The following is a 25,911-nucleotide window of genomic DNA, read 5'->3' as shown; positions in this document are numbered from 1 at the left end:
GTCTTGCCCGCACCGGGTTTTCCGCGCAGCGATCGGTCTGCATTCCGCCGGCCTCCTCATCAGCCCAGTTCAAAGCCCGCTTCTGCGGCTGAGGTTGAGTGTAAGCGCTTACAAATTTAACTGGCAACTGTTTTTTCGCTCCTGTGGACAGCCTTCCGGATGTGACGAAAATCTCGGCCACCTTCCGCCTGGCGGATCACTGGGGAGGTTCAGTCAGCCTCGACCTGGGCGGCGAGTCAGCGCAGGACGTAATGGCGCAGGAAGGCACTGACGTCCACCATCTCGGCCCTGGACATGGCATGCCCCATCCCCGGATAGGTCCGGCTGGTCAGGAGCGTGTTCTTTTCGAGCCAGTCGGCGGTATAGGCCACCGCGTCCTCATTGATGACCAGGTCCGCTTTGTCGCGGCCCCAGAAAAATGGCGGCTTGGCGTCGAAGGAATCGGTGAGTTCAAGGAGTTCATTGTTGAGGACGAAGCCGGACAGTCCCACTACCGACGTGTAGGCCTGCGGGTGGAGCCGCAGGAGGGTGCTGGCCATGGCCATGCCCTGCGAATAACCCATCAGGCTCACGCTCGTATGTTGTTCCCGCACCGAGTTGACCCAGGCATGGACGGCATTCGTAGCTGAAATAACGTCCGCGAAGTCATTCACCAGGAAGTAGTCCAGCAGGAACCAGCCGTAGTGGTCGCCAATGGCCATTGGTGCCCGGAGCGCGGCAAAGGTGAACTCGGAGGGAAGGTAGTCAAAGAGCCGGACCATGCGCGATTCGTCCGTCCCATAGCCGTGCATCATCACCAGCAACGGAGTGCCTGCGCGCTGGTCCTTGGGCTTGGACCACACAACTGTTTCCACTGGCCCAGCCTAGCGGGACAGGCCCTGCAGGATCCTGAACCCCTGCCGGCCCACCGGAAGCGGAGACGCGGAGAGGAGGACGACGGCTGTTCCGTATCCACGATCCAGCCGCATCCACGAGCGGAAACCGCCCGCGGCTCCGTTGCGCCACGGGCATCTCTTAGCGGCGCAAAAGGAAGTCTTCCCAGTTCAGGTCATTGATTCGAACCACGCAGGGCGGTAGCGTGACGCCTAACAGACAGCATGCTTAGTAATCAGAAGTACTACCGTTCCAGCAGCCCTACCGGAGCCGCATCCACCGCGGCAGTTAAGGAGTACGTCATGAGAATCGGTTCGTCAATCTTCCTGATCGCCCTGGGTGCGATCCTTGCCTGGGCTGTAGCACCCGGGCTCATTCCCTTCGTGGACCAGGTGCTCATCGGATACATCCTGATGGCGGTGGGGGTCATTGGCCTGATCGCATCCCTGATTCTCGCCTCACCCGGGCGGAGCCGCCGGGTCAGTGAGACGCGTTCCGTCGTTGACCCCAATACCGGCGAGCGCATTACCCGCAATGAAAGCCGCGACGGGAACCTCTAAGCCTGGAGCTTTGAACAGCAGCCACAAAGGCAAACCCGAAAGCCGGGACGGACCACCGCTGTCCGGCCCGGCTTTCACTTTGCGCGGTCAATTTTGTTTCATGTGGGTTTCCATTGACAAACCAACAGATACAAAGATAAAGTCAAGTAACTCAACATCATGTGATGCCAGTCACGCTTTGGGCGGCAGTGCATCCGGACCACAGCACCAGCAACCTACGCGACGGAGGGTACGTGTTCGCCGAGGAGCGCCAGCAAAAGATTGCCGAGCTTGTTGCCGGCAGCGGCCGGGTCAGCGTGACCCACCTGGCCGAGCGCTTCCGCATCACTACCGAGACGGTGCGCCGGGACCTGGCTACCCTGGAGACGGCCGGTACCGTCCGCCGCGTCCACGGCGGGGCAGTGGCGGCAGACCGCTTCAGCACTACCGAGGAAAGCGTCACCGAACGCGCCATTCAGCGGCCGGACCAAAAGATCCGGATCGCCGAAGCCGCCCTGGCGCTCATCCCCCGAAACAAGCCCGGCAGCGTGCTGATCGACGGCGGCACCACCACCGAAGTCCTCGCGGACATGCTGTCCCGGCGTGCCGCCGTCGAGGTTTCTGATTCCGGGTCCCGCCCGGAGCTCGTGGCCATCACGCACGCCGTGCCCATCGCCAGCAAACTCTCCAACATCCCCGGCATCGCCCTGCAGATCCTGGGCGGCCGCGTGCGCGGGATCACCCAGGTGGCGGTGGGGCAGGTAACCGTAGACGCCGCGGCAAAGCTCCGCCCGGACCTGGCCTTCGTGGGCACCAACGGTATCCACGCAAGCTTTGGGCTCAGCACTCCCGATCCTGAAGAAGCCGCCGTCAAGGCAGCCTTCGTCCAATCGGCGCGCCGCATTGTGGTGCTGGCCGATTCCTCCAAGCTGGACACGGAAACCCTGGTCCAGTTCGCCTTCCTGAAAGATCTGGACACCTTGATTACAGACAGCGAACCCGGCACCGAACTGGCAGCAGCCCTGGAAGAAGCCGGCGTTGACGTGGTGATCGCATGATTGTCACCTTCACGGCCAACCCCAGCCTGGACCGGACGGTTGCCCTGCCCGGGCCCTTGGAACGCGGTGAGGTGCAGCGCGCCGTCTCCGTCAGCCAGGAATCAGGCGGCAAGGGCGTCAACGTATCCAGGGCCCTGGTGGCGTCCGGTCTGGAATCCCTGGCTGTGCTCCCCGGCGCGGACAGCGATCCGGTCCTTGCCGGCCTGCGCGAAAGCGCGGTCCCCTTCACCGCGCTGCCCATCCACGAGCCGCTGCGGACCAACGTCGCACTGACCGAGCCCGGCGGCGTGACCACCAAAATCAACGAACCCGGCCCGCTCCTGGACGAAAACCAGCAGGAAGCCCTCCTCAAGCTGCTGCTGGAAAGCTCCCGCGGCGCGAGCTGGGTGGTCCTCGCCGGTTCGCTGCCACCAGGCTTCCCGGCAGATTTCTACGCGACGGCGGCCCTGCGCCTGCGTTCCTCCGCCGACGGCGCCGCACCCCGGATCGCCGTCGACTCATCCGGCCAGCCTCTCGCCGCAGCGCTTACCGGCGGCGCGGCAGGCATGCCGGACCTCCTCAAGCCCAACGCCGAAGAACTGGCAGAACTGGCCTCCGCCGCCGGTTTTGCCCCGGCCACCGCTGACCAGCTGGAAGCGGACCCGGGGGCTGCAGCGGACGCCGCTGCCGCCGTCGTACGTTCGGGCGTGGGTGCCGTGCTGGCAACTCTCGGATCCAAGGGAGCTGTCCTGGTAACGGCCGACGGCGCGTGGCTGGCCACGCATCCGCCGGTCGCCGCGGTCAGTACGGTGGGCGCGGGCGACTCCGCGCTGGCCGGTTACCTGCTCGCCCACGGCCAGGGCGCCGCCCCGGCCGATTGCCTTCGTCAGGCCGTGGCCCATGGTGCCGCTGCCGCTTCCCTGCCCGGATCCACGGTTCCGGCAGTTCACCAAACCACCCCGGATGCCGTAACCATCACGGCTCTTCGAAAGGACTGACAGTGACTCAGCTCATCACCACGGAACTGGTCGAACTCGACCAGAACCTGGGCAACGCGCCCGAGTCGGTGATCCGGCACCTGGCCAGCAAGGTAGCTGCCGCCGGACGCGCAACCGAGGTTGAAGGCCTCTTCGCCGACGCCTACGCCCGGGAACAGAAGACGGCCACGGGGATCCCCGGCGGCATCGCCATCCCGCACTGCCGTTCGGCCGCCGTCACGGAGCCCACCCTCGCCATGGCCCGCCTCAACCCGAAGGTGGACTTCGGCGCCAAGGACGGCCCCGCTGACCTGATCTTCTTCATTGCCGCCCCGGACGGCGCGGACCAGGAACACCTGAAGCTCCTGTCCAAGCTGGCCCGCTCCCTCATCAAGAAGGACTTCACGGCAGCCCTGCGCGGTGCCTCCTCCGAGGCGGAAATCGTGGAGCTGGTGGACGGCGCCCTGGCCGACAAGCCGGCTGCCCACGCCGCCGCAACCACCAGTGCCGCCGCGTCCGCCGGCACCGGTTCCGGCAGCATGAACGCCACCGGCAAGTCTGGAGCGTCGGCAGTAGCTGACTCAGGGGACGGGGGCGGCCACACGGGTCCCAAGCGGCTCGTTGCCGTCACGGCATGCCCCACCGGCATCGCGCACACCTACATGGCCGCCGACTCCCTCGTGGCAGCGGCCAAGGAAGCGGGCGTGGACCTGCAGGTGGAAACCCAGGGTTCCTCCGGCGCCAAGCCGCTGGACCCGGCCGTGATCGCCGCCGCTGACGCCGTGATCTTCGCTGTGGACGTGGACGTCCGCGGCAAGGAGCGCTTCGCCGGCAAGCCGGTGGTCAACGCCCCGGTCAAGCGCGGCATCGACGAACCCGCCAAGATGGTCCAGGAAGCCCTCGCGGCAGCGAAGGATCCGCACGCACGCCGGGTTGCGCACTTCGGCGCTGAGGAGCAGGCCGAGCAGGCGGAAGCCGAGAAGGGCGAGCACATCGGCCAGAAGCTGAAGAGGGCCCTGCTGACAGGCGTCAGCTATATGATCCCGTTCGTTGCCGGCGGCGGTCTCCTGATCGCCCTTGGGTTCCTGCTGGGCGGCTACGACATCACCGACGTGGCCGACGACGTTGTCCTGCAGAACAGCTTCGGCAACCTGCCCGAAGGCGGCCTCGCCGCCTACCTCGGTGCCGTGTTCTTCAAGATCGGCGCCCTGTCCATGGGCTTCCTTGTTCCCGCCCTGGCCGGGTACATCGCGTACGCCATCGCGGACCGGCCGGGCATCGCCCCCGGCTTCGTTGCCGGCGCGGTGGCCGGGTTCATGGGCGCCGGGTTCCTCGGCGGTATCGTGGGCGGCCTGCTGGCCGGCTACGTCGCCCACCTGATCGGCACGTGGCAGGTCCCGCGCTGGCTGCGCGGCCTGATGCCCGTGGTGATCATCCCGCTGCTCGCGTCCATCGTGGCGTCCGGCCTGATGTTCCTGGTGCTCGGCGGACCCATCGCCGGACTCACCAACGCCCTCAACGGCTGGCTGTCCGGCATGACCGGTGCTTCCGCCGTCGTCCTGGGCATCATCCTGGGCCTCATGATGTGCTTCGACCTCGGCGGCCCCGTGAACAAGGTGGCCTACGCCTTCGCCGTGGCCGGCCTGGGTGCCGGCAGCGCCACCAACCAGGCGCCGTGGCAGATTATGGCCACCGTGATGGCGGCAGGCATGGTCCCGCCGCTGGCCATGGCCCTGGCCACCGTCCTGGACAAGAAGCTGTTCAGCCTGGCCGAGCGCGAGAACGGCAAGGCCGCCTGGCTGCTGGGCGCGTCCTTCATTTCCGAAGGCGCCATCCCGTTCGCAGCTGCCGACCCGCTACGCGTCATCCCGGCCAGCATGGTGGGCGGCGCCCTGACCGGCGCGCTGACCATGGCCTTCAGCGTCACCTCGCAGGCACCACATGGCGGCATCTTCGTGTTCTTCGCCATCGGCAACGTGCTGATGTTCATCATCTCGATCATCGCCGGCACAATCGTCAGCGCGCTGGCCGTCATTGCACTGAAGCGCTGGGCAGCCCGGAAGTCCACTGCTACGGTGGAAACCGTTCCAGCAACGGTCTGACCGGCTCACCAACTACCTACCGGTTTGCACCAGCAAGCCGAACGACAAAGGAGCAACAATGCCAGAACGCACCGCAACCGTCGCCAGCCGCGTGGGCCTGCACGCCCGCCCCGCCGCCATCTTTGCCGAGGCAGCCGGAGAGTTCGACCTGGACATCACCATTGCCAGGGAAGGCGAGCCGGCCGACGAGGCCATGGATGCCGCCAGCATCCTGTCCCTCATGAGCTTGGGCGCCTCGCATGGCGACGTGGTGGTCCTCCGGGCCGAGGGCGACGGCGCGGACGCCGCTCTGGAGCGCCTGGTCCAGATCCTCGAAACGGACCACGACGCCGAGTAGCACCAGCGGTGCCTTAGGCGCCTTACCTGCGGCCGCCGTCGGGCTTTCCCTTCCTGGGGACATGCCCGACGGCGGCTGCCGCGTTTAAGTGCCGCCCCACCTTCCGCCCCGCCCAAGCAGGTAGCAGTAACTGCCGTTTTGAACGCCCAAAACGGCAGTTACTGCTACCCAGTTGGGAGGGGTGGAGGGTCGGCGGCGGTCAGCGGGCGCGTTCCGTCATTGCGCCTTCCTGGCCGTGAACAGCAGGTACTCCCACTCCATCTGGAAGGGGGTGTCACCGTGGGCGTCACCAAAGGAATCGGCCAGTCTCGTGAGTGCCTCGTCGAGTTCCTTTGCCTTGTCCTTGTCCTCGCCGATGAACTTGTAGACGGAGATGGTGGGGCCGTAATGAGACTTGAAGTAGCGCACGAAGTCCCCGGGCTGGTGGAAGCTGCGCACCGAAAGGGTCTGCTTGCGGGCCTTGACGTCGGTAATCCTGCCGCCCAGCAGTTCCCGGACGTGGTCCTCGCTCCCCCACAGCGGCGCCGGCTGGGCACCGGGCGGGGGCGGCGGGGCGAAGGGCTTCATGGTGGCGAACATCTGGCCGATGAAACCTTCAGGGGTCCAGCTCAGCAACCCGATGGTGCCGCCGGGCTTGCATACCCGGACCAGTTCGTCGGCTGCCGTCTGATGGTGCGGCGCGAACATCACGCCGAGGCAGGACATGACGATGTCGAACTCGCCGTCGCCGTAGGGCAGCGCCTCGGCGTCCGCCTCCTGCCAGTCAAGGCTGACACCCCTGTTGGCGGCCTCCCGGCGTCCGGCTTCGAACAGTTCCGGCGTCAGGTCGCTGGCCACCACGCGGGCGCCCATCATGGCTGCCGGGATGGCGGCGTTTCCAGAGCCGGCCGCGATGTCCAGTACCCGGTGCCGGGATGTGACCCCGCAAGCTTCGACCAGGATGGCGCCCAGTTCCAGGAGCATTTCATCCGCCAGCGCCGGATAATCGCCCGAGGCCCACATGGCCCGGTGCTTCTGCTTGAGTGCCCGGTCCGCCTCCACCGTGTCCGTTTGGTCGTTCATGTCCGCGCCCCTCTACCGTGTCCGTGCAGGATGAGTGACAGCACGCTGTTTGCCTCAGCGGAGGCTGTGATGCGACCCATTGTGGACGTGGCGCTCCGGGCTGTAAAGGGACTTGCCGGATTATGCGGGTTTTCGGGTTCTGGTGGTGGTCGACTTGGCAGCCGTCTTGCCCGCGGTGGCCTTGGTGCCCTCGGATTTTGCTGCGGTTGATTTGGAGGCTGTGCCCTTTGACGCGGCGGTCCTGGACGCCGTGGTTTTCGCCGTGGTTCCCGTATCCGGGGACTTTGATGCTGCGGACCGTGTGCCTGTGGACCGTGTACCTGTGGCTTTGGACCCGGTTTTGGATTCGGTGGACTTCGTCCCGGCCTTGGCTGCAGTTGTCCTTGTTCCGGAAGCCCTTGTTCCGGACGCCTTGGTTCCGGACGCCTTGCGGGCGGGCTTCGCCGGCTCTTCTTCGCTGTCCGCTTCCTCCTGGTCCGACTCGTCAGAGGCAGCCGCTGCGGATCCACCGCCGCGCTTCTTGTCCAGGCTCCGCTTGAGGGCTTCCATCAGGTCGATGACCTCGCCCTTGCCGCCTTCGCCGGCCTCAACACCGAAAGTCTCTTCCGTGTCCAGGGACTCACCCTGCTCGAGCTTGGCGTCAATCAGGGTGCGCAGCTGGACCTGGTAATCGTCCGTAAAGGAATCAGGTTCAAAGTCCGCAGCCATGGACTCCACCAGGGCCGCAGACATCTCGCGTTCCTGGGGCGAAATCTTGATGGACGTATCCAGTGCAGGGAAGTTCGCCTCGCGCACCTCGTCCGGCCACAGCAGGGACTGGAGCACCAGGACGTCATCCTTGATCCGCAGTGCGCCAAGCCGGGTCTTCTCCCGGAGCGCGAACTGCACAATGGCCACCCGGTCCGTGTCCTCCAGGGCGCGGCGCAGCAGCACGTACGCCTTGGGCGACTTGGAGTCCGGTTCCAGGTAGTAGCTCTTCTCGAACATCATGGGTTCGAGCTGTTCGGACGGGACGAACTGCACCACTTCGATCTCATGGCTGTTCTCTGCCGGGATGGCCTTGAGCTCGTCCTTGGTCAGCACCACCGTCCGGCCGTCTTCCTCGTAGGCCTTCTCGATGTCCGAGTAGTCAACCACCTCGCCGCACACCTCGCACCGGCGCTGGTACCGGATCCTGCCGGCGTCTGCATTGTGAACCTGGTGCAGACTGATGTCATGATCCTCAGTGGCGCTGTAGACCTTGACCGGCACGTTCACCAGTCCGAACGCGATGGCACCTTTCCAGATGGCTCTCATTCCTACAGTCAACATCAGACCGGGCCGGAGGTGAAGCCCCGTGGCCGGCAGTAAGGAACGTGTCCGGGTTGCAGGCCGTGAACTTACGGTCACCAACCTGGACAAGATCATCTATCCGGAGACCGGCACCACCAAGGCCGACGTGCTTGCCTACTACGCCGCCGTCGCCCACGTCCTCATTCCCGCCGCGGCAAACCGGCCCGCCACCCGCAAGCGCTGGGTCAACGGTGTGGGCACGGCGGAGAAGCCCGGCGAAGTGTTTTTTCAAAAGGACCTGGAGGACTCAGCCCCGGGGTGGTTGCCAAGGGCCGCAATCACGCACAAGGACCGCACCATCCACTATCCGATGGTCAATGACCCGGCCACGCTGACGTGGTTCGGGCAGATCAATTCCCTGGAGGTCCACGTTCCGCAGTGGCGGGTGGATTCCCACGGGAACCAGCTGAACCCGGACCGGCTGGTCCTGGACCTGGACCCCGGCGAAGGAGCCGGCCTGCCCGAGTGCCGGGAGGTGGCCCTGCTGGCACGGGACATCCTGCACGATGTGGGGCTGGATCCGGTCCCGGTCACCAGCGGCAGCAAGGGCATCCACTTGTACGCGGCACTGGACGGGACGCAGACCTCGGACCAGATTTCCGCCTTTGCCCGCGAACTCGCCCGGGCCCTCGAAGCAGACCACCCGGACCTCGCCGTCAGCGACATGAAGAAAACGCTCCGCAAGGGCAAGGTGCTGGTGGACTGGAGCCAGAACAACGCCGCCAAGACCACCATCGTGCCCTATTCCCTGCGCGGCCGTCCCACACCGATGGTCGCGGCGCCCCGGACCTGGCGTGAAATCAGTTCGCCGCGGCTCAAGCACCTGGACTACCACGAGGTGATGCGGCGGGTGCGGGACGGCAAGGACCCATTTGCCGCCGTCGTCCAGGCCTCCGGCCATCCCCCGGGCACACACGGGGACACCGGGGACGCCAATCCGCGGCTGGCGAAATACCGTTCCATGCGCGATCCGAAGGCGACGCCCGAGCCGTTCAGCGGCGCGGCCGGCAGCGGTGACGCGTTCGTCATCCAGGAACACCACGCCAGCCGGCTCCACTACGACCTGCGCCTGGAGCACGAAGGCGTCCTGGTGTCCTGGGCCCTCCCCAAGGGAATTCCGGAGTCCGGCGGCAAGAACCACCTGGCCGTCCAGACCGAGGACCATCCCATGGACTACCTCACGTTCCACGGAACCATCCCCAAAGGGGAGTATGGCGCGGGTGAGATGACCATCTGGGACACCGGCACCTACGAACTGCACAAGTGGATCGCCGGCAAGGAGGTCATCGTCACGCTCACCGGGTCAGAAGGCGGCGGCCTGGGCGGAACTAAGAAAAAGGTCGCCCTGATCCACACCGGCCGCGGGCAGGGCACGGATGCCGAGGGGCAGTGGCTCATCCACCTCATGGACAAGGAACACCAGGGCGGACGACGGCGGCACGCGCCGGCCGCAGCGGAGCCGGCGGAGGGTGCCGGGGAACCAATGGAAGAGGCCGCCAAACCTTCCGAACGCTCCAGGCCCGGGACGGCAACCGCCGTTGCTCCGTCCCCTGACGAGTTCCGGCCCATGATGGCCACCTCCGGCGACACCGCGGACCTGCAGGGCAGCAACTGGCAGTTCGAGCTGAAGTGGGACGGGGTCCGGGCCATCGTGGTGGCCGACGAACAGAAAGTGCGGATTTTCAGCCGCAACGGCAACGACGTCACCAGGACCTACCCCGAGGTGACGGACCGGTCCTGCTGGCCCCCGCAGCCCTTCATTGCTGACGGCGAGATCATCGCGCCGGGGCCCGGCGGCCGGCCTGACTTCGGACTCCTGCAGGGACGCATGAAACTTACCCGGCCCGCCGACGTCGCACGTGCCCGCACGGCGATTCCCATCAGGCTGGTCCTTTTCGATTTGCTGTACGACGGCGGGACTGACCTCCGGAAGCTTCCGCTGCGGAAACGGCGCCGGCTCCTTGAGGAGTTCTTCGTGCCCTCGGACTGTCCCATCGACCTGTCGATGGTGCTGGAGGAGCCGGTGGAGCACATCCTGGACAGCGCCCAGGAGCTGGGCCTCGAAGGCGTGATGGCCAAGCGGACGGACAGCAGGTATGTCAGCGGGCAGCGGACCCGCACCTGGATCAAGCTGAAGACAGAGCAGACCCAGGAGGTGGTGGTGGGCGGCTGGCGGCCGGGGAAGGGAGGCCGGGAGGAAACCGTCGGCTCGCTCCTGGTGGGGATCCCCGACGGCGACAAACTGCAGTACGTGGGCCGCGTGGGCAGCGGCTTCAGCACGCGGGAGTTGACCGAACTGCGGCAGAACATGGAGCGGCTGGCCCGTAAGACGTCCCCGTTCCATGATGTTCCCCGCCCGGATTCGTCTGACGCCCACTGGGTGGCGCCGCAACTGGTGGGCGAGGTGACCTACAGCGAGTGGACCGGACCGGGGCGGCTGCGGCATCCGCGATGGCGCGGCTGGCGGCTGGACAAGGAGCCCGCCGACGTGGTCCGCGAACCATAACGCGGCCCCGGCTGGTGATTCCGCCCCCGATACTCCCCCTCGACGCGCAAATTCCCTGGCGACCCCTACATTTTTGGGGCGCCAGGGAATTTGCGTGTCGCTGGGGCGGTCAGGACGAATGCGGCATCTGCGGCCGGCCCGTCCGGTGAACGGCGTTGACAGCAGCCTCATGGCCCATGCGTCCCGTGCCGGCTGCGCGCTCCCTGGGATGGCGCCGCTTGCCGTCGCCGTCCGGCCATGAATTCTGCCGGGGCATGCCCGTCGCACCCAGGGGAGCCGGTCCGGGCAGGTCGGGGTTGTTCATTGCCGCCGCAAGGTGGTCCATAACCTCCGGTTTGATGCGGTTTTCATCAGCCATTTTTCTTCCTTTCCGCGGTGAAACGAAGTACTGCCAAGCGCGGCGCCTGGCCGCGTTGCCGGGTCTCCGGCGGACTATTCCATGGAAGCCTGCCCGTGCAGGCTTCCAGCGTGTTTCGGATCCGGCGCACTGGCGGCCCGCGGCTCTGCCGCGCGCGCCGTTGCTACTCGAAAAGAAGGGTTTCCATTGCTCAACCATAGGCACCCCGGAACCGCCTGTGAACCCCTTCCGGGGACGCAGAAACCCCGCGAAAACCCCGCCACTACCCCCTGGAAGTAAAAAGATTCGGTAACGATGGTCACACAGTGCCGAAACCCTTGTACTGACGCGGGAAAAGCGGGGAAAGGAGCCGCGAAAGAGGGCCCTAAACCGGTGCCAAAAGGGTCGATGCTACGGCATTCGGCGGCCGGACGCCATGGGAATCCCGTAAAATTGATGGCCTGCCCGGAGCGGGGCAGCTACAAGTCGCAAGCAAATGACCTCCACAGGAGCGGCCCAAATGCCCACAGACCGAAGCGTGACCGACTCTTCAGCAGGCGCCAGGAACGCCAGCGGAACCGACCAGACAGCCCTGAGAGCTGCAAAGAAACTACGCCGTTTGCCGCGCCGCCGGCTTAAGGAATCCGACGTCAACGTGGTGAACCAGCCGATGCTCAAGAAAGCACTCGGCGGAACCATCGTCGGCAACACCATGGAGTGGTACGACGTCGGTGTCTTCGGCTACCTCATCACCACCATGGGCCCGGTCTTCCTGCCGGAATCGGATCCCACCACCCAGACCCTGTTCCTGCTGGGGACCTTCGCGGCCACCTTCATCGCACGCCCCCTGGGCGGCGTGATCTTCGGCTGGATGGGCGACAAGATGGGACGGCAGAAGATCCTTGCCGCCACGCTCATGCTCATGGCTGCAAGCACCTTCGCCATTGGCCTGCTTCCCGGGTACGCACAGATTGGACTCTGGGCCGCCGTCCTGCTGGTGCTGCTGAAGATCGTCCAGGGGTTCTCGACCGGTGGTGAGTACGCCGGCGCCACCACCTTCGTCAGCGAATACGCCCCGGACAAGCGCCGCGGATTCTTCGCCAGCTTCCTGGACATGGGCAGCTACCTGGGATTCGCCCTCGGCGCCGCCCTCGTTTCGGCCCTCCAGCTCACCCTGGGCCAGGCAGCCATGGAGGAATGGGGCTGGCGCATCCCGTTCCTGGTTGCCGGTCCGCTGGGCCTGATCGCCATCTACTTCCGGAGCAAGATCGAGGAATCCCCGCAGTTCCAGGCCACCCTTGACGCCCAGGAGGACATCGCCAAAAACGCCGCCGCCTCCGACGAAGCCGCAGCGAAGGGCCCGGTGGGAATCGTCAAGGCGTACTGGCGCTCCATCATCGTGGCCATGATCCTGGTCGCGGCGGCGAACACCGCCGGCTACGCCCTGACGTCCTACATGCCCACGTACCTCACCGAATCCAAGGGCTACGACGAAGTGCACGGCACCTTGTTGACCATCCCGGTGCTGGTGGTGATGAGCCTGTGCATCCCGTTGACCGGCAAGCTGTCCGACCGCATCGGCCGCCGGCCCGTCCTCTGGATCGGCGCCGTAAGCACCATCGTCCTGGCCGTTCCGGCGTTCCTGCTGATCGGCATCGGTGAAGTGTGGTCCACCCTGGCCGGCCTTGCCCTGATCGCCTTCCCGGTGACCTTCTACGTGGCCAACCTGGCTTCGGCGCTGCCTGCGCAGTTCCCCACCTCCAGCCGCTACGGCGCCATGGGCATCGCGTACAACTTCTCGGTGGCCATCTTCGGCGGAACCACACCGTTCATCGTGGCGGCCCTGATCAGCGCCACCGGCAACGACATGATGCCCGCCTACTACCTGATGTGCACCTCCCTGGTGGGCGCAGTGGCCATCTACTTCCTGAAGGAATCGGCACAGCGTCCGCTGCCCGGCTCCATGCCCAGCGTGGACACCCAGGCCGAAGCGAAGGAACTGGTGGCCACGCAGGACGAGAACCCGCTGATCGACCTGGACGAACTGCCGTTCGAAGCGCAGGACATCCAGGACTCGCTCGCCGCGGACAAGCCCGGCGCCGGGAAGGTTCCGGCTTCGGTCTAGCGTCCTGTGCCCCGCAGCCTGGCCGTTCTTTCGTAGCCCGCGCTCAAAGCCGTGCCGGGATGACGTTCCGTGAACAGCGGCGGGCAGCGCGAGCGGAGCCGGTGATACCTTCCCACAGGGCACGGTAACGAAAACGGCAGAAGGTGGTGCGGCATGGAACGCGTCCTGCGGCAGGTGCGCGCCCTCCACCGGCTGGAACCGGCCAACAATGACCACCTGGCCGCGCTGCGCGTCGCCGCCAGCGTCGCTGTGCCCTCGCTGCTCCTGCTGGCAATCGGCCGCACGGACCTGATCATCTATGCGGTGTTCGGTGCACTGACCGGAATGTACGGGCGCTCCGAACCCCACCAGCTGCGGCTGGGGCACCAGGTCCAGGGCGCCCTGGTACTCCTGGGCGGGGTGGCGGTGGGAGTGTTCCTGTCCGTCAACCACCTGCACTCCTGGTGGCTCGTGGCCGTTGAGGCAGCGCTCGCCGGAGTGGGGTCCGTCTACGCGGACAAGGTGCACCTTCGGCCCAACGGCCCGTTCTTTGGCCTCCTCGCCCTGGGTGCCTGCGCATCGGTCCCCACGGTGGTCCCCTGGTATACGGCACTGTCCATCGCTGCCGCATCCGCTGCATTCTCACTGGCCGTGGGCTTCAGCGGCTGGATCCTCCACAGGTCCTGGCAGCGCGGCGCCGTCCGCAGCAAGCCGGCCGCAGCGGCACCGAGGGAAATCCTGGTCCACGCAGCCAGGTACGTGCTGGCGGTGGGAGCGGCCGGAACGGCTGGTGTGCTGAGCGGCAGCGGCCACCCGCACTGGGCGATGGCGGCCGCCGCCGTGCCGCTTGCCGGAGCCGACCTCCCCAGCAGCGTCCGCCGGGGCATCCACCGCATCGTGGGGACGTTCGTGGGGCTGGCGGTGACCGCCGTCGTACTTCTTCCCGGGCCCTGGACGCTTACGGGCCTGTTTCCTGGGCAGCAGGCCGTGCTGCTGGCGCTGCTGGTCATCCTGTTCCAGTTCACCACCGAGCTGTTCATGACCCGGCATTACGGGTTTGCCATGGTCTCGTTCACGCCGGTCATCCTGCTGATGACGCAGCTCGCCGCCCCCATGGACCCGGGCCTGCTGATCCTGGAACGCGCCGTGGAGACGCTGGTGGGCGCCCTTGTGGGTATAGCCGTGGTGGTGGCCGTGCGCCGGACCGGACCGCGGACACTAACCTCCCTGCCGGCGCCCCTACTTCGGTTTCCGCGCCGGCCCCGCCACTAGCCTGGGCGGCGCCACCCGGGCCACGGCGGCCACAAGCTTGTAGCGTCTGGACGGGATGGACACTGCCCGGCCGCGCTCGTTGTCCGCCAGGGCCTCGCGCACCACACGGTCCGCGTGCAGCCAGGCCCACGACGGCGCCACCGACTTATCCATGCCCATCCGGTCGTGGAACTCGGTGTGGGTGAAGCCCGGGCAGACCGCCGTGACCCTGATCCCCTGCTTGCGGTAGGCGAGGTTGGCCCAGCGGCTGAAGCTCACCAGCCACGCCTTCGCGGCCGAGTAGGTGCCGCGCGGCAGGAACGCGGCAATGCTTGCCACGTTGATAATCCTGCCGTCGCGGCGTTCCAGCATGCCCTTGAGCGCGGCATGCGTGAGGACCATGGCCGTCTCGCCGTGCAGCTTCAGGTGCTTTTTCTCCTCCGAGATGCGGTTGTCCTCGAAGTTGTGCAGCAGGCCGATCCCTGCGTTGTTCACCAGGATCCCCACCGGCCGCCCGGGATCGGACAGGCGTGCGACGACGGCGGCCACTCCCGCGTCGTCCGTCAGGTCGGCGGGGAGCACCTCAGCCGTGATTCCATAGCGCCGTTCCAGGCCCGCCGCGGCGGTTTCGAGGCGGACCCGGTTGCGTGCCACGAGCACCAGGTTGAAACCCTGGGCGGCGAACTGCCGGGCGAATTCTGCGCCCAGTCCCGCGCTGGCTCCGGTGATGAGGGCGGTGGTTCCGGTGGTTGGCGTCATGCTGCAAGCCTAGCCACCAGCGGGCTTCATTCCCCTCCTACGCGAACCTGGCCAGCGGGTTGGCGAGCCGGCCCGCCATCTGCAGCCCGCCCGAGGGGTCGGCCAGGTCCAGCATCTGCTGGTTGTTGCGGAGCTGGAGCCGGTTCAGGCAGGACAGTTCTAAGTCCGCGGCGAAGAGGTTGTGCCGGGTGAACTGGTCCGCGAGTTCCGGGTGCTGTCCCTGGTAATCCTTGACCGCGGCGGCGGCGGTCCCCCAGAACTCCTCCTGCCCCAGCATTTCGTCCTCCTCGAGCAGGGCCGCCAGGAAGCGGAAGATGCAGTCGAAGATGTCCGTGAAGATCGCCAGCACCTTCTCACCCTCGGGGATGGAAGCCTTGATCCGGGACAGTTCTTCGGGCAGCTCCAGCCGGTCACCCATCACCACGATCTCCTCGGCGATGTCCTTCATGACGGCCCGGACGGGCACGCCGTCTTCAAGTACCAGGATGACGTTCTCGCCGTGCGGCATAAACGCCAGCTCGTACCGGAACAGGCAGTGCACCAGCGGCACCAGGTACGCCTCGAAGTATCGGCGGAGCCAGTCCACCGGGGCCAGCCCGGAGCGCTCGATGAGCGCGGAGACCATCGGCTTGCCCTGCGCGTCCACGTGCAGGAGCGAGGCCATGGTGGCCAGCTGCTGCCCGTCGCGCAGCAGCGGCAGCGGACTTTCCCGCCACAGCGCGGACAGCATCTTGCGGTACGGCGAGCCGTTGGCCGAACCGGCCTCGTAGTAGCCGTTGTGGTAGCCGAGGGCCGCGATTTCGCCGATCATGGTGAAGCCGCGCCGCTGCAGGGCACCGTCAGCTTCGACCAGGTTCCGCAGCCAGTCGTTGATGGCCGGAGTGGCCTTCATGTATTGGGGTGAGAGGCCGCGCATGAAGCCCATGTTCAGGACCGACATGGCGGTCTTGACGTAGTTCCGCTCCGGGGCTGTGGTGTTGAAGAAGGTGCGGATGGACTGCTGTGCCTGGTACCGGTCGGTCCCCGCGCCCAGGTAGACGATGCGCTGCCGGGCAATTTCCGCAGCAAAGGTGACGGTGAGCTTGTTCTCCCACTGCCACGGGTGGACGGGCATGAAGAAGTACCCGTCCGGGTCCAGGCCCTGCAGCCTCAGCTCGTTGGTGAAGTCTTCCGCCAGCGGTCCGAGTTCGGCTTCAAGGTGCTCCCGGTACCCCAGTCCTGGGGTGGAGGTGAAGACGGCACGGCTCTGGTGGACGGCGATCCATTCCAGCTGCACCGCGGCACCGGTCTCTGGCGCGAAGGCGTGGTAGTCGCTGATGCCGAAACCAAGCCGGCCGTTGTTGGCCACGAAGCAGGGGTGGCCCTCGGTCATGCTCCGTTCGATTGCCTGGAAGTCCGCGGCAACATCGCGTCCCCCGGTGACACCGGCTGCGAGTTCCCTGGCGGCCGGCTGGCCCGCCCACTGCTTGTAGGCGTGGCTGGCCAGGGTGCTGCTGATTTCCTCGAGGTATACCGGCAGCATTTGGATGCTGATGCCGAGAGTTTTGTGGAAGACGGTGATGAATTCCAGGACGTCCAGCGGCGCTTCGGTGCCGTCCTGGACATGCCGGATGGACGCGGCGTCGATGGACCAGTGCTCAAGCTCCAGGATCCGGGCCTTGAAGAGGTATTCGTGGACGCCGTCGCCGCTGCGGAGCCGATAGGTGCCGCTTCCCTCCACGCCGGTGACCAGTTCCGGCGCAAGGATCCGCTCGTGCGAGAACTCGGCGAGCGCCTTGCGGAGCAGGTGCCGGTTTGCCTGCTCCCAGCGTTCAGGTGACAGGTGGGGCGCTGCAGCGAACTCCGTGCCGGCCGGGGCGGGAATAAGGGGGTCGGGGTGGATGGTGATGTTCATGCTCCCTGCGGGACGGGCGTACGGGTGGTGGGTTCGGTGATGGCGGTGCCGGCAGCGGCGGGCACCGCTCGGGCGGCCAGGTAATCGGACCGGCTGCAGAAGCTCAGCAGCGCTTCCTTGTCCGGCAGCGTGACCAGCCCCGCGGGCTGGAAGCCCAGCCGTTCATTGAGGGCGTGGATCCTGGTGTTCCGGGCATCCGGTTCCACCACCACCCGCTCCAAGTCCGGCGCGGCGAACAGCCGTCCCAGAACGGCGTCCATCACCGCGGTGGTGTAGCCGGCCTCGGGCCCGTTCGACGGCGGCGCCACCAGCAGGTGCATCCCCACGTCACCGGGCTGGACGGGATACAGACCCGCCAGCGGCGACGACGCCGGAAGGTACTCCTCCATCAGGAAGGCGGGGACACCGCCATCCAGCCCCAGCAGGGCGTGGTGGTGGCCGCTCGCCTGGATCTTTTGGTACTCCTCCACCACGTCTTCCACCCTTGCCGACAGCATGCCCCAGAAGGAGGCGTACGGCTGGGTCACCCAGCTGTGCAGCAGCGGCGCGTCCGCTGCGGCGTCAAGGCACCGGAATGTAAACCTCATGCGGGCACCTCCACGGGCACGGCGGCGGGCACCCCGAACTGCTGGAAGGCTATGCTGCGCTCCACGGGGTACACCTCGCGGCCGGTAATTTCCCGGAGGATGCAGGAATTGCGGTAGGCGCCCATGCCCAGGTCCGGGGTGGCGAAGCCGTGCGTGTGCAGTTCCGCGTTCTGGACGAAGATTTCGCCGGGCTCGACGCCGGTGCCGTAGTTCCGGTCCACGGCGAACCTTCCGGCACTGTCACGTGCGATCCGGTCCCGGATACCTGCCAGGAAACCGGGTTCGCGGTAGTTGTACCCGGTGGCCATCACCACTGCTTCGCTGTCCAGCGTGTAGGAGGCGCCCTGCTCGTCGTGGTGCAGGTGCAGGGTGTGCGTTCCGGCGGCCGGATCCCATTCCGCGGCCGTGAGGGTGGAGTGCGTGAGCAGCTGGGTGTCCACCATGCCGGACAGGCTCCTGGTGTAGAGGAGATCGTAAATGGCGTCGATCAGGTCCGAGTTGATGCCCTTGTAGAGGTTCTTTTGGTTTTTGTTCAGCTGGTCGCGCTGTTGTTGCGGAAGGGCGTGGAAGTAGTCCACGTACTCGGGCGAGGTCATCTCCAGGGTCAGCTTGGTGTACTCCAGGGGGAAGAACCGGCCGGAACGGGTCACCCAGTTGAGCTGGTATCCGTGGACGTCAGCTTCCTGCAGCAGCTCGTAGTAGATCTCGGCAGCACTCTGGCCGCTGCCAAGGACGGTGATGCTGCGTTTCTGCTGCAGTTCGGCCTTGCGGGCCAGGTAGTCGGCGTTATGGAAGGCCACTCCCCCGCGTCCGGCGGCGGCAGCGGCCACAATGCCGGCGCCGGCCTCGGGGACGCAGGGCGAGGTGCCGGTGCCCAGCACAAGCCGCCGCGCGTACAGCACCTCCGGCCCGTCGGGACCGGACAACGAAAGCCGGTACACGCCGTCGTCGTACGCCGTATCCAGCACAGCCGTGCCAAAACGCACGGACGGCAACTGCCCGGCCACCCACTGGCAGTACTGGTTGTACTCCGCGCGGAGGGCGTAGAAGTTTTCCCGGATGTAGAAGCGGTAGAGCCGCCCCGTCTGCTTCAGGAAGTTGAGGAACGAATACGGCGAGGTGGGGTCCGCCAGGGTCACCAGGTCAGCCATGAAGGGAACCTGGAGGTGGGCGGGCTCCAGCATCATGCCGGGGTGCCAGTCGAAGGACTCCCGTTGTTCCAGGAAGACGGCGTCCAGTCCTTCCAGCGGTTGGGTGAGGGCGGCCAGTCCCAGGTTGAAGGGCCCGACGCCGATGGCGGCGAAGTCGTGGATCCTGCGGTTGCCAGGGGTGCTCATGCGGTGGCTTCCTTTTCCAGCTGGCCAGCGCCGTGCAGCAGGCCGGCGCCCGTGGTGCGCAGGAGTGCGATGATCTCGGCGATGTCCTCCAAGGTGGCCTCGGCGTTCAGGAGGGTGAACTTCAGGTAGTGCCGGCCTGCCACTTTGGTGCCGGCAACCACTGCCTCGCCGGAGGCGAAGACGGCTGACCGGATGGCAGGGTTGATGCGGTCCGCTTCATCCTCGGAAAGGCGTTCGCCGCCTTCCAGCAGCGGACGGTACCGGAACACCAGGGTGCTCAGTCGGGGAGCCGCGGCAAGTTCGAAGTCGTCGTCGGCGGCAAGCAGGGAACCCACGCGGGCGGCGAGGTCGATGGCTTCGTCAAAGAGCGCGCCGACGGCGTCGGCGCCCATGATCCGGAGCGTCAGCCACAGCTTGAGCGCATCGCAGCGGCGGGTGGTCTGGATGCTCTTGTCCACCTGGTTGGGGATCTCGGCCAGGGCGGCGCTTTCCGGGTTCAGGTAGTCCGCGTAGTAGGTTATGTGCCGCAGCATGGCGGACTCGCGCACCAGGAGGGCGCTGGAGCTGACCGGCTGGAAGAAGGTCTTGTGGAAGTCCACGGTGACGGAGTCGGCAAGGCGTGTGCCGTCCAGGAGGTGGCGGTAACGGCCGGAGACCATCAGACCGCCGCCGTAGGCGGCATCGATGTGGAACCACGCGCCGTAGGCCCGGGCCAGAGCTGCGAGCTCCGCGAGCGGGTCCACCGCGCCGAAGTCCGTAGTCCCGGCGGTGGCCACCACTGCCATGGCGGTCAGGCCGGCGTCGCGGGCCTCCGCCATGGCCTCCGCCAGTGCCGCCGGATCCATCCGGTGGTCCGGGGTGCAGGGGACGGTGATGACGGCGTCGAACCCGAGCCCGAGCATGGACGCCGACTTCTGGATGCTGAAGTGGCTGTCCTCGGACGTGAAGATCCGCAGGGTGTCCAGCAGCGCCGGAAGCCGCAGGCCGCTCCGGGTGGGGTCCTGGCGGAGGCCTGCCACGGAGTGGTTGCGCGCGATCAGCAGGGCCTGGAGGTTGGACTGGCTGCCGCCGGATGTGAAGATGCCGTCGGCGTTGCCGCCCAGGTCCAGGCGTCCGGCCGCCCAGTCGACAAGGCGCCGTTCGATCATTGTGCCGCCGGCGCTCTGGTCCCACGTGTCCAGGGAGGAGTTCACGGCGGACAGGACGGCCTCCCCCACCAGGGCCGGAATCACCACCGGGCAGTTGAGGTGGGCGGCGTACTTGGCGTCGTGGAAGTACACGGCGTCCCGGAGGTAGACATCCTCGAGTTCCAGCAGTGCGGCTGCCGTGTCCGGCAGCGGCGCATCAAGGTCGACGGCGGCCACGCGGGCCTTCATCTCGGCGGGTCCAACGCCGGTGAACGGGCGGGTGGTGCGCTCCAGCTTTGTGGCCACGGCGGTGACGCCCTGCAGGACCTGCGCTACGTAGCGCGGCGAGTTCCTGGCGTTGAAGAGGTGGCTGGTGGCTCCGAGTGCGAGTTCCACCCGCGAGCCGAAGTCCTGCCCCGGCGGCTCCGGATCGGTGCGGACTTCACAGCGGGGGTCATCCACGTGCAACTCGTCAAGGCGGGGCATCAGCGGCACTCGTCTTCCTTTGGGGGCATAGGGGAATTACAAAGGCAAGCCTTACTTAGGTATCCCTTCTAATCAAACTTTTGTGCCCTATTTCTTTTTGCCCTGCCATTCCGGGAATTTTGGCGTCACTCCTGGGTCATTGACTGGCACAAAGCTGCGTTTCTGCTGCAAAATGCCCTGCCTTGTTGAGTCATCCATGGCGGTGGGGGCAGCTTTATGCCGGCGGGCAGACGCGGCGGCAAGCGGCTAGGGTGGGCCTACCGGCGGCCGTCGGGCACCAACGAACACAGGGGGAACACGTGGAACAGCAGGCAAGTGCAGTTGGATTCCGGGAAGTGGACCAGCACGGCAATCCCGTCCCGGCAGGCCCGGAAACCCCGCAGGCGGAAGCCGGGAGGCGGCCAGCGCCTACAGTGAACCCCTTCATTGCGGCCCTCTGGCTGATAGCGGCAGCGCTGATTGGCGGCGGGGCCTGGGCCATCACCAGCGCCATGGCCAACACCATGCCCGCCAGCGGGCAGGTGCCGGTTTCCTACATCGTCCTCACGTTCGCTCCGTACCTGATCGTGACCGGCGTCGCGGCCGTCGTCGGCCTCCTGTTCTGGCATGCGCTGCAGTGGCAGCGCCGGCACTTACAGCCTCTTTGATGCACGCCGGAAGCAGGCGGCAAAGCCAAACAAAACAGGCATAACGTGTGCCCTGGGCCACACTCCGATTTGCCCGGCTATTAGTAAGCATGCTTAGGTATGTGATGTAAGTGAACCTCCGCAAGCAGTTCGCGGCGGGGTTGCCAACGCGGGCAACCTCGTGAAGAAGCCCAAGGATGAACAGAGATGACTACAGCAATCGAAGACCAGTTGACGGCGTTTGGGGAACGAAGCGATGGAGTGGAGGCTCTTCTCGGCATCACCCAGCCCGTGGACATGGGGTTGCTGGTCACGTTGAATTCACGCATGCATTGCCGCATGCCCATGGAACGCATTGATCCCGCAGAGCTGCCCATCCGGCAGCCTGTATACGTTGACGTTGAGGGCATGGTCCCGCTGGGCATGGCGCCGGCGGAGTCCGGGAACGTCGTGACCTACCGCTGCGCCTGCGGCTTCACCATCGACGATCCCGCTGCCGGCGCGCAGGTCCCGGAACAGGCCCTCGCGAGCTGACCGCTCCCACCCTGCGTAGTCCGGCACTCTTGAGTGCCGGACCATTGCGTTCCGGTCTCCCGGGTTCCGTGTTTGCAGGGTCCCCACCTTCACGCCGGTAAGCCGGGCACGGCCGGAATCAGGCCCTGGCGGCCGCTACTGCCTGTTGAGTATCGGCCAGCACCAGATCCGCGTTAATGGCCGCGGCAGCCCGAAGTCCGGCCGCCGCAGCCGTCATTACTTGCGCTGAAACGTCGACGGCGTTCCCGGCAGCCCAGACTCCGGGGCAGGCGGTGCGCCCGGACTCGTCCGTCTCCAGGCAGCTGCCCTCCCCCTCCTCAAGCCCGCACGGCTCAAGCCCGAGCTGCTGGAGCATGTTGGCTTTGCTCGTGGTGACCGGGCTGATGGCCAGCACCTGCAAGGGGACGGAAGCACCGCCGTCGAGCGTCACGCCCGCCAGTTTGTCCTCCCGGACGTCGAGGCCAACCACCCTGCCTTCCACCACGCGGACACCCCGCGCCTGCAGCTGTTCGGCTTCCTCTGCGTTAAGCTTCACTGTGCCGTTCAGGAAGAGGGTCACGTCCTTGCTCCATTGCCGGAAGGTCAGGGCTTCTGCCGCCGATTTGGCGTCGGCCGCGAGGATGCCAATCTTCTGGCCGCGGATCTCCCAGCCGTGGCAATAGGGGCAGTACAGCACGTCCCGCCCCCAGCGTTCCGCCAGCCCGGGAATTGCCGGCAAATCATCGGAGATGCCGGTGGCCACCAGCAACCGGCGGGCGGAGCGGGTCCCGCCGCCCTTCAGCGACAGGACGAACGTGTCCTCCACCCGGCGGACTGAGGTCACCAGGCCATGCTCGGCCGTCCCGCCGTACCGTTCCAGTTCCTCCCGGCCGGCCGCAACGAGATCCTGCGGGCTCATGCCCTCGCGGCTCAGGAAACCGTGCACTCCCCGGGCGCTGAGGTTCCGCTGCCCGCCGGCGTCGACCACCAGTACCGAACGCAGCGCCCTTGCGAGCGCGATACCGGCGCTCAGCCCGGCAGGTCCGCCGCCGATGACGGCAACGTCGAACAGGTGTTCCTGAGGGGCCATGGTGTCCTTCCGCTTGCCCACGTGCACTGCAGGTGCCGTACCCGGCGCGGCCGGACCACTAACGCCAGGAGCCGGGAAAGCTACCCCTCGGGCCAATCCACGAACTGTTCGTAGCCCTCGTGCTTTCGGAGGTAGCCCGTGATAAACGGGCAGTGCGGGATGATGCGCTTGCCGGTTGCCACGACGTCATCCAGGGCAAAATGCGCCAGGACTTTCCCCAAGCCCCGGCCCTCGAAGTCCTTGGCGGTTTCGGTGCGAATGAAGTCGATGTGCCCGGGCAGGTCCTCGAAATTGGACTGGACCGCGAGAGTGCCGCCCACGAGCAGTTCGTAACGGTGCTCCGCGTCGTTGCGCCGCAGCGTGACATCGGGGGTGAACTTATCCTCGGTGGACATTGTGTTCTCGGTCATGGTTCGACACTGGCACTACTTCATCCGGCTGGCAATGCCCGCGCACCAGAAGCAGGGCCAGGCCGAAGCAGGCTGCCCCGCCCGCCAGCAGACCAGGCGTGAGGCCGCCGAACGCCGCGGCCGCCACCGGAAGGAAACCACGACGACGGCGCCCGCCACCCGGGCGGTCAGGCAGCGGGTGCCGGGCGACGGCGTCGTACGGTCCTCGAGGCGGCCGGAACCAGCGCCGGCCGTACCAGTTCCAGGAGGGCCGCCTGCGCAATGCCGGGCAGGAGCAGGCACAGGTTGGGCGGAGTGCTGTTGCGGCTGCCCTAGCGGCTGAGGGTGGCGAGCGTTCCGGCGGCGAAGTCCGCCGCGGACGCGTTCCAGTGGCCCAGCAGGGCCTGCAGGTTCTCGCCGTCCGCCCGGTGGACAGGGAGCTGCTCCTGCAGGGTGGCCAGCACGCCGGTGCGGAGTTCGGTGTTGAAGTTGACCTTTCCCACGTTCATGGCCGCGGCCTTCACCAGCTCCTCGGCGGGGATGCCGGAGGCACCGTGCAGCACCAGCGGAATGTGCGTCCGTACGGCGATGTCCTGCAGCACGTCCCAGCGAAGCTGCGGCTCGCCCTTGTACCTGCCATGGACATTGCCGACGGCGACGGCCAGCAGTTGCGCGCCGGTCCGTGCCACGAAGTCCTCCACCTGGGCGGAATCTGTCAGGCCGGCGACGGACACTCCAGCCCCCTCAGCGGGCTGGTCCGCGGAGAACGCCCTGTCCTCGTCCCCGGCCAGGCCGCCCAGCTCGGCTTCGAGGACGACGCCGGCGCCCAGCAGGTCGCGGGCGGCGACTACCAGGGCGATGTTTTCCTCGTAAGGAAGGGACGAACCGTCGGCGAGGACGGAATCCGCCCCTGCCGCGACGGCGTCGTTCATCACCCGAAGGTCCGAGGCATGGTCAAGCTGCACCGCCACCGGAACGGATGCGGCGTCGGCCAGGCCGCGAAGCGCGGCGATCAGCCGCAGCCCGTTGGGCGTCGCGGCGGTCTTGGGCGCCACCAGCAGGATGACGCCGCGGCCGCACTCCTCGGCAGCGGCGACCACGGCCAGTGCCGTGGTGAAGTCGTAGCAGGTGAAGGCAGGGACTGCGGAACCCTGCTGCAGGGCTGAGGTGACCAGGTGGTCGAGACGGGTGCGCATCAGACGCCCAGGCCTCCCACGAGCATCCAGACAAGGAATGTCAGGGCGAAACCGGCCAGGCCCAGGATGGTGGTCAGGACGGTCCAGGTCCGCAGCCCGTCAGCCACGGAAAGCCCCAGGTACCGGGTGACAATCCAGAAACCGGAATCGTTGACGTGGCTGAGTCCGAAGGCGCCGAAGCCGATGGCGACGAGGATGAGCGCCGTCTGGATGGGCGAGTACCCGCCCTCGGCAACGGATGCTGCCAGCAGGCCTGCGGTGGTGATGATCGCGACGGTCGCCGAACCTTGGGATGCACGCAGGATGGCTGCCAGGACGAAGGCCATCACAATGACCGGCAAGCCTGCCGTCTGAAGCCCTTCGGCGAGGGCCTTGCCGATGCCGGATACGGTCAGTACCTTGCCGAAAACGCCGCCGGCACCGGTGACGAGGATAACGATTGCCGTCGGGGCGAGGGCTGAGTCCATGACTTCACCCGTGTGCTGCGAGGACCAGCCGCGACGGATGCCCAGGAAGTAGTAGGCAAGGCCCAGGGCGGTGAGGAGGGCGATCAGTGGCGCGCCGACGAAGGCGGCGAGCTGGGCAGGGAAAGAGTCCTTGGGCAGGATGACGGCGCCGACAGTGCCGACCATGATCATCAGGATGGGCAGGACGATCAAGGTGATGATCATCGCGGGACTCGGCGCGGTCTTGACCTCGGTCTTGACGGCAACCTTCGAGGTTCCCTGAGCAGCTTCCTGCTCCACCTGCGAGTTGCCGGTGCCGAACAGGCGGAACTGCTCGGCTGTGGCCGGAAGCATGGCGAACTCGCGGCGGTTCAGCTTCCGGGCAACAAAGTAACCCAGGACGCCCACGGGGATGCAGAGCACGAGGCCCAGGATAGTGGTCCAGCCGATGTCGGCGCCCAGGATTCCTGCGCCGCCAACAACACCGGGGTGCGGCGGAACCACCACGTGGATGGCCAGCATGATGGCGGCGACCGGCAGGCCGATCTTGACGGGGTTGACGCCGGCTGCCTTGGCGAAGCCGTACACGATGGGGATCAGGATGATGAATCCGACGTCGAAGAAGACGGGAATCGCCAGCAGGAACGCGGCGGCGGTGAGGGCGGCAATGACCCGGCGGGGGCCGAGCAGCTGGGTGAACTTGCCGGCCAGGGACTGGGCGCCCCCGGAGATTTCGATCATCTTGCCCAGCATGGCGCCAAGGCCTACCAGGATGGCCACGGAACCGAGGGTTCCGCCCATGCCTTCAGTCACGGTCTTGATGACGTCCGGCAGGGGGATGCCGGCAACCAGGGCAACGGCGACGCTGACCACGAGCAGGGCGAGGAAGGCGGGGATCTTGAACTTGATGACGGCCACGAGCAGCAGGGCGACGCCCGCCGCTGCTATGGCCAAAAGAGCTAATGCGCTCATCGGTGTGTCTCCTTTGACGTCGCCAGTTAAGC

23 protein-coding genes are annotated in these 25,911 nt (G+C 66.6%); 10 read left to right on the top strand and 13 right to left on the bottom strand.

The annotated features are described in order from the left end of the window. Positions 1-236: 236 nt before the first annotated feature. Positions 237-854 (bottom strand): alpha/beta hydrolase, encoded by a 618-nt coding sequence (locus ACLH0K_RS02645; protein WP_411375325.1) that lies wholly within the window; start codon positions 852-854, stop codon positions 237-239. Between the two features lie 321 nt (positions 855-1,175). On the opposite strand from ACLH0K_RS02645, the gene ACLH0K_RS02640 reads away from it, so the two are divergent. The 5 genes from ACLH0K_RS02640 to ACLH0K_RS02620 all read left to right on the top strand — a co-directional run bounded on the left by ACLH0K_RS02640 (position 1,176) and on the right by ACLH0K_RS02620 (position 5,865). Continuing rightward, positions 1,176-1,433 (top strand): DUF6458 family protein, encoded by a 258-nt coding sequence (locus tag ACLH0K_RS02640; protein ID WP_411375324.1) that lies wholly within the window; start codon positions 1,176-1,178, stop codon positions 1,431-1,433. 233 nt (positions 1,434-1,666) lie between these two features. Continuing rightward, the gene (locus ACLH0K_RS02635; RefSeq protein WP_411376540.1) at positions 1,667-2,470 is read left to right on the top strand and encodes a DeoR/GlpR family DNA-binding transcription regulator; all 804 of its coding nucleotides are present in this window, start codon (positions 1,667-1,669) and stop codon (positions 2,468-2,470) included. Continuing rightward, on the top strand, positions 2,467-3,447 hold the full coding sequence (locus ACLH0K_RS02630; protein WP_411375323.1) for a 1-phosphofructokinase family hexose kinase: 981 nt from the start codon (positions 2,467-2,469) through the stop codon (positions 3,445-3,447). Before ACLH0K_RS02635 ends, ACLH0K_RS02630 begins: the two co-directional genes overlap by 4 nt. A gap of 2 nt (positions 3,448-3,449) precedes the next feature. Further along, positions 3,450-5,528, top strand: a complete 2,079-nt coding sequence (locus ACLH0K_RS02625) for a fructose-specific PTS transporter subunit EIIC (protein ID WP_411375322.1) — start codon at positions 3,450-3,452, stop codon at positions 5,526-5,528. A gap of 58 nt (positions 5,529-5,586) precedes the next feature. Beyond that, complete coding sequence (locus ACLH0K_RS02620) at positions 5,587-5,865, top strand: HPr family phosphocarrier protein (RefSeq protein WP_411375321.1); 279 nt, start codon at positions 5,587-5,589, stop codon at positions 5,863-5,865. Positions 5,866-6,081: 216 nt separating this feature from the next. Here the strand turns inward: ACLH0K_RS02620 and ACLH0K_RS02615 are convergent, their stop codons facing one another. Together ACLH0K_RS02615 and ACLH0K_RS02610 are read right to left on the bottom strand one after the other, a co-directional pair. Then, positions 6,082-6,927 carry a class I SAM-dependent methyltransferase gene (locus tag ACLH0K_RS02615; protein WP_411375320.1) on the bottom strand — a complete coding sequence of 282 codons (846 nt, stop codon included), beginning with the start codon at positions 6,925-6,927 and terminating at the stop codon, positions 6,082-6,084. Between the two features lie 120 nt (positions 6,928-7,047). Beyond that, complete coding sequence (locus ACLH0K_RS02610; protein WP_411375319.1) at positions 7,048-8,223, bottom strand: Ku protein; 1,176 nt, start codon at positions 8,221-8,223, stop codon at positions 7,048-7,050. A gap of 40 nt (positions 8,224-8,263) precedes the next feature. Here ACLH0K_RS02610 and ACLH0K_RS02605 point away from each other — a divergent pair, with 40 nt between their 5' ends. Further along, positions 8,264-10,765 carry an ATP-dependent DNA ligase gene (locus ACLH0K_RS02605; RefSeq protein WP_411375318.1) on the top strand — a complete coding sequence of 834 codons (2,502 nt, stop codon included), beginning with the start codon at positions 8,264-8,266 and terminating at the stop codon, positions 10,763-10,765. Between the two features lie 109 nt (positions 10,766-10,874). On the opposite strand, the gene ACLH0K_RS02600 is transcribed toward ACLH0K_RS02605, so the two are convergent. Further along, entirely contained in the window at positions 10,875-11,123 is a 249-nt protein-coding gene (locus ACLH0K_RS02600; RefSeq protein ID WP_411375317.1) for a hypothetical protein, read from the bottom strand. Positions 11,124-11,622: 499 nt separating this feature from the next. Between ACLH0K_RS02600 and ACLH0K_RS02595 the strand changes: the two genes are divergently transcribed. Further along, complete coding sequence (locus tag ACLH0K_RS02595; RefSeq protein WP_411375316.1) at positions 11,623-13,227, top strand: MFS transporter; 1,605 nt, start codon at positions 11,623-11,625, stop codon at positions 13,225-13,227. 153 nt (positions 13,228-13,380) lie between these two features. Beyond that, positions 13,381-14,478, top strand: a complete 1,098-nt coding sequence (locus ACLH0K_RS02590; protein ID WP_411375315.1) for an FUSC family protein — start codon at positions 13,381-13,383, stop codon at positions 14,476-14,478. On the opposite strand, the gene ACLH0K_RS02585 is transcribed toward ACLH0K_RS02590, so the two are convergent. From ACLH0K_RS02585 to ACLH0K_RS02565, 5 genes are read right to left on the bottom strand one after another with little or no spacing between them, the layout of a single operon-like run. Further along, complete coding sequence (locus tag ACLH0K_RS02585; RefSeq protein ID WP_411375314.1) at positions 14,446-15,216, bottom strand: SDR family NAD(P)-dependent oxidoreductase; 771 nt, start codon at positions 15,214-15,216, stop codon at positions 14,446-14,448. The two genes, ACLH0K_RS02590 and ACLH0K_RS02585, sit on opposite strands and share 33 nt — an antisense overlap. A 37-nt stretch (positions 15,217-15,253) precedes the next feature. Further along, positions 15,254-17,110: an IucA/IucC family protein gene (locus ACLH0K_RS02580; protein ID WP_411375313.1), complete on the bottom strand. Its 1,857-nt coding sequence runs from the start codon at positions 17,108-17,110 to the stop codon at positions 15,254-15,256. After that, entirely contained in the window at positions 17,107-17,697 is a 591-nt protein-coding gene (locus tag ACLH0K_RS02575; protein WP_411375312.1) for a GNAT family N-acetyltransferase, read from the bottom strand. The genes ACLH0K_RS02580 and ACLH0K_RS02575 overlap by 4 nt, the downstream gene beginning before the upstream one ends. Next, a complete protein-coding gene (locus ACLH0K_RS02570; protein WP_411375311.1) occupies positions 17,694-19,034 on the bottom strand; it encodes a lysine N(6)-hydroxylase/L-ornithine N(5)-oxygenase family protein in 1,341 nt (446 codons plus the stop codon). The genes ACLH0K_RS02575 and ACLH0K_RS02570 overlap by 4 nt, the downstream gene beginning before the upstream one ends. Then, positions 19,031-20,656, bottom strand: a complete 1,626-nt coding sequence (locus ACLH0K_RS02565; protein WP_411375310.1) for a pyridoxal phosphate-dependent decarboxylase family protein — start codon at positions 20,654-20,656, stop codon at positions 19,031-19,033. The genes ACLH0K_RS02570 and ACLH0K_RS02565 overlap by 4 nt, the downstream gene beginning before the upstream one ends. 290 nt (positions 20,657-20,946) lie before the next feature. On the opposite strand from ACLH0K_RS02565, the gene ACLH0K_RS02560 reads away from it, so the two are divergent. Continuing rightward, positions 20,947-21,294, top strand: a complete 348-nt coding sequence (locus ACLH0K_RS02560) for a hypothetical protein (protein WP_411375309.1) — start codon at positions 20,947-20,949, stop codon at positions 21,292-21,294. A 186-nt stretch (positions 21,295-21,480) separates the two neighbouring features. Continuing rightward, entirely contained in the window at positions 21,481-21,807 is a 327-nt protein-coding gene (locus ACLH0K_RS02555; RefSeq protein WP_411375308.1) for a hypothetical protein, read from the top strand. A 118-nt stretch (positions 21,808-21,925) separates the two neighbouring features. Here ACLH0K_RS02555 and ACLH0K_RS02550 read toward each other — a convergent pair whose 3' ends face one another. The 4 genes from ACLH0K_RS02550 to ACLH0K_RS02535 form a co-directional block, all read right to left on the bottom strand. Beyond that, on the bottom strand, positions 21,926-22,876 hold the full coding sequence (locus ACLH0K_RS02550) for an NAD(P)/FAD-dependent oxidoreductase (protein ID WP_411375307.1): 951 nt from the start codon (positions 22,874-22,876) through the stop codon (positions 21,926-21,928). An 80-nt stretch (positions 22,877-22,956) separates the two neighbouring features. Further along, the gene (locus ACLH0K_RS02545) at positions 22,957-23,286 is read right to left on the bottom strand and encodes a GNAT family N-acetyltransferase (RefSeq protein ID WP_411375306.1); all 330 of its coding nucleotides are present in this window, start codon (positions 23,284-23,286) and stop codon (positions 22,957-22,959) included. A gap of 311 nt (positions 23,287-23,597) precedes the next feature. Continuing rightward, positions 23,598-24,461 (bottom strand): class II fructose-bisphosphate aldolase, encoded by an 864-nt coding sequence (locus ACLH0K_RS02540; RefSeq protein WP_411375305.1) that lies wholly within the window; start codon positions 24,459-24,461, stop codon positions 23,598-23,600. Next, positions 24,461-25,879, bottom strand: coding sequence for a GntP family transporter (locus tag ACLH0K_RS02535; RefSeq protein WP_411375304.1), 1,419 nt, complete (start codon positions 25,877-25,879; stop codon positions 24,461-24,463). The genes ACLH0K_RS02540 and ACLH0K_RS02535 overlap by 1 nt, the downstream gene beginning before the upstream one ends. Positions 25,880-25,911: the final 32 nt, after the last annotated feature.

This window comes from Arthrobacter sp. MPF02, assembly GCF_046605375.1.
Taxonomy (GTDB): domain Bacteria; phylum Actinomycetota; class Actinomycetes; order Actinomycetales; family Micrococcaceae; genus Arthrobacter.
The sequence above is the reverse complement of the archived record's forward strand: the minus strand, read 5'-3'. Positions and strand labels throughout refer to the sequence as shown.

Excerpts from the sequence above, each read along its gene's own strand:
- ACLH0K_RS02640 (WP_411375324.1), top strand. The coding sequence starts at position 1,176 with ATGAGAATCGGTTCGTCAATCTTCCTGATCGCCCTGGGTGCGATCCTT.
- ACLH0K_RS02630 (WP_411375323.1), top strand. The coding sequence starts at position 2,467 with ATGATTGTCACCTTCACGGCCAACCCCAGCCTGGACCGGACGGTTGCC.
- ACLH0K_RS02620 (WP_411375321.1), top strand. The coding sequence starts at position 5,587 with ATGCCAGAACGCACCGCAACCGTCGCCAGCCGCGTGGGCCTGCACGCC.
- ACLH0K_RS02615 (WP_411375320.1), bottom strand. The coding sequence starts at position 6,927 with ATGAACGACCAAACGGACACGGTGGAGGCGGACCGGGCACTCAAGCAG.
- ACLH0K_RS02610 (WP_411375319.1), bottom strand. The coding sequence starts at position 8,223 with ATGAGAGCCATCTGGAAAGGTGCCATCGCGTTCGGACTGGTGAACGTG.
- ACLH0K_RS02600 (WP_411375317.1), bottom strand. The coding sequence starts at position 11,123 with ATGGCTGATGAAAACCGCATCAAACCGGAGGTTATGGACCACCTTGCG.
- ACLH0K_RS02595 (WP_411375316.1), top strand. The coding sequence starts at position 11,623 with ATGCCCACAGACCGAAGCGTGACCGACTCTTCAGCAGGCGCCAGGAAC.
- ACLH0K_RS02590 (WP_411375315.1), top strand. The coding sequence starts at position 13,381 with ATGGAACGCGTCCTGCGGCAGGTGCGCGCCCTCCACCGGCTGGAACCG.
- ACLH0K_RS02585 (WP_411375314.1), bottom strand. The coding sequence starts at position 15,216 with ATGACGCCAACCACCGGAACCACCGCCCTCATCACCGGAGCCAGCGCG.
- ACLH0K_RS02580 (WP_411375313.1), bottom strand. The coding sequence starts at position 17,110 with ATGAACATCACCATCCACCCCGACCCCCTTATTCCCGCCCCGGCCGGC.
- ACLH0K_RS02575 (WP_411375312.1), bottom strand. The coding sequence starts at position 17,697 with ATGAGGTTTACATTCCGGTGCCTTGACGCCGCAGCGGACGCGCCGCTG.
- ACLH0K_RS02570 (WP_411375311.1), bottom strand. The coding sequence starts at position 19,034 with ATGAGCACCCCTGGCAACCGCAGGATCCACGACTTCGCCGCCATCGGC.
- ACLH0K_RS02555 (WP_411375308.1), top strand. The coding sequence starts at position 21,481 with ATGACTACAGCAATCGAAGACCAGTTGACGGCGTTTGGGGAACGAAGC.
- ACLH0K_RS02550 (WP_411375307.1), bottom strand. The coding sequence starts at position 22,876 with ATGGCCCCTCAGGAACACCTGTTCGACGTTGCCGTCATCGGCGGCGGA.
- ACLH0K_RS02545 (WP_411375306.1), bottom strand. The coding sequence starts at position 23,286 with ATGACCGAGAACACAATGTCCACCGAGGATAAGTTCACCCCCGATGTC.
- ACLH0K_RS02540 (WP_411375305.1), bottom strand. The coding sequence starts at position 24,461 with ATGCGCACCCGTCTCGACCACCTGGTCACCTCAGCCCTGCAGCAGGGT.
- ACLH0K_RS02535 (WP_411375304.1), bottom strand. The coding sequence starts at position 25,879 with ATGAGCGCATTAGCTCTTTTGGCCATAGCAGCGGCGGGCGTCGCCCTG.